The organism is Marinobacter sp. (genome assembly GCF_033722735.1).
In the GTDB taxonomy this organism is placed as follows: Bacteria; Pseudomonadota; Gammaproteobacteria; order Pseudomonadales; family Oleiphilaceae; genus Marinobacter.
Genome location: NZ_JAWVYN010000022.1, coordinates 51,927 through 58,190, shown reverse-complemented (window position 1 = coordinate 58,190; position 6,264 = coordinate 51,927). Strand labels below are relative to the sequence as shown.

4 protein-coding genes are annotated in these 6,264 nt (G+C 55.6%); all 4 read right to left on the bottom strand.

Annotated elements, in window-relative coordinates; genetic code table 11:
- Positions 1 to 366: 366 nt before the first annotated feature.
- Positions 367 to 1,779 carry a DUF4041 domain-containing protein gene (locus R3175_RS14885; RefSeq protein ID WP_318945111.1) on the bottom strand — a complete coding sequence of 471 codons (1,413 nt, stop codon included), beginning with the start codon at positions 1,777 to 1,779 and terminating at the stop codon, positions 367 to 369.
- A 319-nt stretch (positions 1,780 to 2,098) separates the two neighbouring features.
- Positions 2,099 to 2,794: an NrdJb gene (locus R3175_RS14880; RefSeq protein ID WP_318945110.1), complete on the bottom strand. Its 696-nt coding sequence runs from the start codon at positions 2,792 to 2,794 to the stop codon at positions 2,099 to 2,101.
- A 30-nt stretch (positions 2,795 to 2,824) separates the two neighbouring features.
- Positions 2,825 to 4,963 (bottom strand): adenosylcobalamin-dependent ribonucleoside-diphosphate reductase, encoded by a 2,139-nt coding sequence (locus tag R3175_RS14875; RefSeq protein WP_318945109.1) that lies wholly within the window; start codon positions 4,961 to 4,963, stop codon positions 2,825 to 2,827.
- A gap of 506 nt (positions 4,964 to 5,469) precedes the next feature.
- On the bottom strand, positions 5,470 to 6,264 hold the full coding sequence (locus R3175_RS14870; protein WP_318945108.1) for an ABC transporter ATP-binding protein: 795 nt from the start codon (positions 6,262 to 6,264) through the stop codon (positions 5,470 to 5,472).

Below are 6,264 nucleotides of genomic sequence, written 5' to 3'. Positions count from 1 at the left end.
GTATCGTTGTTCCTGGGTCAGTTGTCGGTATCCCATCACTGCTTCACTTTGGTCGGTAAAGCGAATGAGGGTACCGGCAGCGGCCCTCCTTCCTCTACCTCGTTATCCCAAAGTGCTGCGGTTATTATCTGAATTCAGGGGCTCAGTTCCCTATTGACACCCTTCATGGTGAGGAGATCAGAAACACCTTCAGGGCTGATTTTGAGATTACTCGATACTTCAAATTTCACTTCGATCTTCCATGGCAGTTAACGCCGGCCAGCATGCACGGCTACGGAATGAAGGCGAAGCTGAAATGTAGTAGGCGTCGCCGTGCCTGGCATTGTTAAATCATTCTCGCCGGCCATCCATATAGTCGTAAAGCCTTCAAATGGAGTCTGGGAACTCGGGTGTTGTGGTTTCCTGCTGCTCAATAAGCATTTGGTTTCTTCGGGCCATAGTTTCATGCCAATCCTGAGCTTCTCGATCCATGAAAAAGTTAGCTTCCGGAGCCAGCCGAGCAACTGCATCCTGCACTTCATCAAGAGTGACACGGAAGAACTCTTTCCGCATATTAGCCATATTCACTCTGCGATCTTCAAATTCCTTATGAAGTGCCGATTCCAACGCTGGGGCTTCCTCACTGTATATCATCGCGTGGGTATCGAAAGCAAATGGAACACTGGCGTCTCCAAGCTCCCGTACCCTGTCATCTGGATCAAGCCTTCGAGTGAGACCAATTTTTACAACATTCTCCCCAAAAGATCCTACGTTCGAAATGATATAAACGTACCCTGAGCGGGTTAATTGAGCCATTGCTCTCGCACGTTCGCTTTCTGCATGAGCTTCCGCCAACTGAGCCTCAAGCTCTGCGATCTTTTGCTTCAAGGTTTCGTCGGGTTGACCTACTCCGGCTTCATGACGAACCCTTTCCAGCATTTGCTGATATTCTTTTTCTCTTTTTTCTGCTGACTTCACTTCAGCTATCAATTTCTTCTCTTCTCGCTCCGCACGCGCACGCTCGGCTCGCTCGTCTTTTTCCACTTTAATTTGTTCGCGATACTCATGGGTCAAAAAGAGCTCTTCCAATTTCAGCCCAATGTATTCATCAGTAATAAATATGTTCATTGAGGCATTTGCTTTATTAATCGCTTCTGCGGCCTTATGGATGCGCTTTTCCATAGCTTTAGCATTATTCCATCTCGTATTTGCGATGGCAGCTTCGCATTCGTTATTGAAGGCGCGCATGGTCAATCGGACTTGACGGTTAACCATAGTTTTACCCTTGGACTTACTATTATCAACGTACCAATTTGTGGGGCAGATAGTCGCCTTTTTATCCGAGATCATATTCTTTTGATGCTCGCGAACATCTCTAATCTTTTCTTTGAAAACCTCACTATCATGAAAGTCGAAGTGAGGCTCATAAACTCCAAGCTCAGCAAATGCCAAGCGTTCGTCATATACTGCAACGGTTTCCTCAAGTCTATTTAATAACTCTCGTTTCTCGGAATATGAGGATCTAAGCTCTGATATTGATTTAGAAACCTCGCTGGCTTCTTGTTTTAATCTATTTACTTCTTCTTCCTCTGAAATAATGTGGACAAATCGAAGCCTTTCCTTTTTGATCTCATCGGAACACCTTTCCCTCTCTTCTTTGAACAATTTATTGAAATCTCGATGTTGCCTATTCAATGATATTTTCCAGAATATTGCAGTAGCCAAGAGGGCAATGAGGGATAGTGTCAGGCCCGCCTTTTCGGAATCAGCTAAAACCCATAAAAGGTAATCGAGCTCCATAAGCTTTGCCTCCCTGGGAGATATCTTGATTTCTGATGTATTGACCGTGCACCAGCGGATTTAACAGCGTATTAGACCGAATGCTTCATTACCGCAAAAACGCAGCTTCTGCATTATTACGTGTCGTTATTACGCAAAATATAGAATCCAGGATTAAAACAGCCAAAAATTTCAAAGCGTTGCGGTCCATGTCCTTCATTGGCTCGTAATATCACCGCGTAATAACGACGCGGTCAAGTGACTACGTCCGGCCCAAAACAAAAAAGGCCCGAAAACTTTCGCTTCCGGACCTTTGTATCAGCGCGTTAGGTTATTCACCTCAACCACACTTACTATCCCCACAAGACAAACAAGTCGCACACCCATCCATAACAATCACCGCCTTGGTACTGCACTTGTTACACATGGTGGCATTGGCCGGGTATTCACCCGCAGAGTCGTCGTTCTTGGCCTTCTGGCTGGACTCAAACTCCGCCCGCTTCTCGGCAAGGATGCGCTTGGTGGCTTCGCTCATTTCCTCGCTTTCCAGCAGGCCGATGGCCTTGAGGTGTTTCTCGATCACGGCGCCGATTTCGGCCACCAGGGACGGCATGAACACGCCGCCTTTCTTGAAGTAGCCGCCGTTGGGGTCGTACACGGAGCGCAGCTCTTCCACCAGGAAGGTGACGTCACCGCCCTTGCGGAACACCGCGGAGATAACGCGGGTGAGGGCGATGACCCACTGGAAGTGTTCCATGGACTTGGAGTTGATGAACACCTCGTAGGGCTGACGGCTCTCGTGGTCGGTGCCTTCGTTCAGCAGGATGTCGTTGATGGTGATGTACATCGCGTGCTCGGCCACCGGCGGTTTGATCTTGTAGGTGGTGCCCAGCAAGAAGTCCGGGCGCTCGATGTACTCGTTCATCTCCACCGGCTTGGGGCCGGTGTCCTGCACGCTGGTGTCTGGCTGAGCCTGCTGGTTGTCGGCCTTGGTCACCCGGTAACCGACGATGTTCTTGGAAATTTTAACTGTCATGGTTCTGGTCCTGTGTCGGTTGTTCCCGGATTAATACTTGCCGTAGGTGCCTTCTTTCAGGGCGTCGAAGAGGTTGGCGGCGGTGTGGATCTCGCCGTCGTATTCTACCTGCTCGTTGCCCTTGAGGGTCACCTTGCTGCCATCGTCCAGGGTGAATTCGTACAGGGTGTTTTCCAGGTCTTTCTCTTTAACCAGTACGCCCTGGAACGCTTCCGGGTTGAAGCGGAAGGTGGTGCAGCCTTTCAGGCCGTTCTCGTAGGCGTACATGTAGATGTTCTTGAAGTCCTGGTACGGGAAGTCCTGGGGCACGTTCGCGGTCTTGGAGATGGAAGAGTCCACCCACTTCTGCGCGGCGGCCTGGATATCCACGTGCTGGTTCGGGGTCACGTCGTCGGAGGTGGTGAAGTAGGCCGGCAGCTTCTTGTCGTCGTCCTCGGAGAACGGCATGGCGTCCGGGTTCACCAGATGGCGGTAGGCCAGCAGTTCGAAGGAGAACACGTCCACCTTCTCTTTGGTCTTGCGCCCCTCACGGATGATGTTCCGGGAGTAGTGGTGTGAGAAGCTCGGCTCGATGCCGTTACTGGCGTTGTTGGCCAGGGACAGGCTGATGGTGCCGGTGGGCGCGATGGAGGTGTGGTGGGTGAAGCGGCCCCCTTTCTCGGCCAGCTCGGCCACCAGCTCCGGCTCCACCTGGGCAATCTTCTGCATGTAGCGGCTGTACCTGGCGTGCAGGACGCGGCCCTTGACCTTGTCGCCTTCCTTGTAGCCGTCGGCCTTCAGTTCCGGACGTTGGGCCAGCATCTTGGCGGTCACTTCAAACTCGTCGTCCATGATCGGGGCAGGGCCCTTCTCGCCGGCCAGGGCGAGGGACTGGCGCCAGCCTTCCACGGCCATCTCGCGGACCACTTCCTCGGTGAACTTGACGGACTCGTCAGAGCCGTAGGGCATGCGCAGCATGGCGAGGGTGGAGCCCAGGCCGAGGATGCCCATGCCGTGGCGGCGCTTGTAGGTGATCTCGTGGCGCTGCTCCGGCAGCGGCAGGCCGTTGATCTCCACCACGTTGTCCAGCATGCGGGTGAAGATGCCCACCACCTTGCGGTACTTCTCGTAGTTGAAGCTGGCCTTGTCGGTGAACGGGTAGTCAACGAACTTGGTCAGGTTCACCGAGCCCAGCAGGCAGCTGCCGTAGGGGGGCAGGGGCTGCTCGCCGCAGGGGTTGGTGGCGCGGATGTCCTCGCAGAACCAGTTGTTGTTCATCTGGTTGACCTTGTCAATCAGGATGAACCCTGGCTCGGCGTAGTCGTAGGTGGAGGTCATGATGGTGTCCCAGATCAGCTGCGCCTTGAGGGTGCGGTAGATCCGGCAGGCCACCTTGCCTTCGCCGTTCAGCACGTAGCCGTCGGTGACCGGGAAGTCCCGGTAGACGAACTGGCTCTCGTCGGACAGGTCCAGGCCTTCCTCTTCCACTTCCTTCTCGGTGACCGGGAAGGACAGGTGCCAGTCGTCGCCGTTCTTGACCGCCTCGATGAAGTCTTCGGTGATCAGCAGGGACAGGTTGAACTGGCGTAGGCGGCCGTCTTCCCGCTTGGCCTGGATGAAATCGATGATGTCCGGGTGGTGCACGTCGAAGGTGGCCATCTGGGCACCGCGGCGGCCACCGGCGGAGGACACGGTGAAGCACATGCGGTCGAAGATGTCCATGAACGACAGCGGGCCGGAGGTGGTGGCACCGGCGCCGGCCACGTAAGCACCTTTGGGTCGCAGGGTGGAGAACTCATAACCAATGCCGCAGCCTGCCTTGAGGGTCAGGCCTGCTTCGTGGTTCTTCTCCAGGATGTCGTTCATGGAGTCGTTGATGGTGCCGGACACGGTGCAATTGATGGTGGAGGTGGCCGGTTTGTGGGCCTCGGCACCGGCGTTGGAGGTGATGCGGCCGGCCGGGATGGCGCCGTTTTGCAGCGCCCAGACAAACTCTTTCTTCTGCTTGGTACGGACAGATTTGTTTTCCACCTGGGCGAGGGCTTCAGCAACCCGCTCGTAGGTGGCCTGGATATCCTTGTCCACCGGCTCGCCGGTCTTGGTCTTGAGCTGGTACTTGCTGCTCCAGATATCCAGTGAAGCGTCCTGCATGGGAATTGTTGTTATGACTGCCTGAGCCTTAGCGTTCATTGCCACCCTCTTATACTCCAAAGTGCCGTTTAAAGGCTGAGCGATTTACTTCCTACCCTTGGCTTCTTGCCTCGAGTATACGCCGCCTTACCCCTGAAAAATTCGTCTGTCTTGATGTTTCTTAAACCACAACATCTGGTGGTTGCCTGCCTGGCGCGGTCCTGTCTGTGCAGTACTTGACCGGCGGCTGCCGGCGGTTGCCGACGCCTTGACCAGTTCGCGTGCATCTTGTGCAAACTGGTCAATAAAGACCCAACATGTAGGTGAGTTTTGAGGAAGTATAACAGGATATAGTGGTCTGTGAAGAAGGTGACAACTATTAACCTGCGTCGGCAATCACGGCAAAATTAATGGCCAGGCTCTTGAAACGGGAAAATGCCTGCCAGCAGAGCGACTTGGGCCGACCAACGTCGAACACTACATGTTGTGGTTAAAAAACGATCAGTCATGAGTGGGGATGGAGCTGGAGCCGGGCCCCGGGAGGGTGTCCGGCTCCCTCGGCCAGGCTAACCGAGCAGCAGGTTGTCGTCGTCGATTTCCAGGCCCCGCTGTTGCTCGAACAGCCCCAGCAGGTCCTTGACGTCCAGGCCGTCCCGCTCGGAGCCGGCAATGTCGAACACCACCTGGCCCTGGTGCAGCATCACCGTGCGATCGCCCACTTCCAGGGCCTGCTTCATGCTGTGGGTCACCATCAGGGCGGTGAGCTGCTGTTCCTCGATGATCTTCTGGGTCAGCTCCAGCACGAAGGCCGCCGTCTTGGGGTCCAGGGCGGCGGTGTGCTCGTCCAGCAACAGGATGCTGGACGGGGTCAGGCTGGCCATCAGCAGGCTGACGGCCTGGCGTTGGCCGCCGGAGAGCAGGCCCATCTTGTCCCCCAGGCGGTCTTCCAGGCCCAGCTTGAGGGTGGCCAGGCTGCTACGGAACTGGTCCATGTAGCGGGCCTTGACCGCGGCGGTCAGGCCGCGACGCTGGCCCCGTTTGATGGCCAGGGCCAGGTTCTCGTCGATGGTGAGGGACTCGCAGGTGCCTGCCAGCGGGTCCTGGAACACCCGGGCCACGTTGCGGGCACGTTTGTGGGTGGGCAGGCGGGTGACGTCTTCGCCGTCCACCACAATCCGGCCGCTGTCCACCATTACCTCGCCGGCGAGGGCGTTGAGGAAGGTGGACTTACCGGCACCGTTGCTGCCGATCACCGTGACGAACTCGCCCTGGTTGACGGTCAGGCTCATGTCCCGCAACGCCGGGTTTTCCAGCGGGGTGCCCTTGCCGAAGGTCAGCTTGAGGTTGGATGCACTGATCAT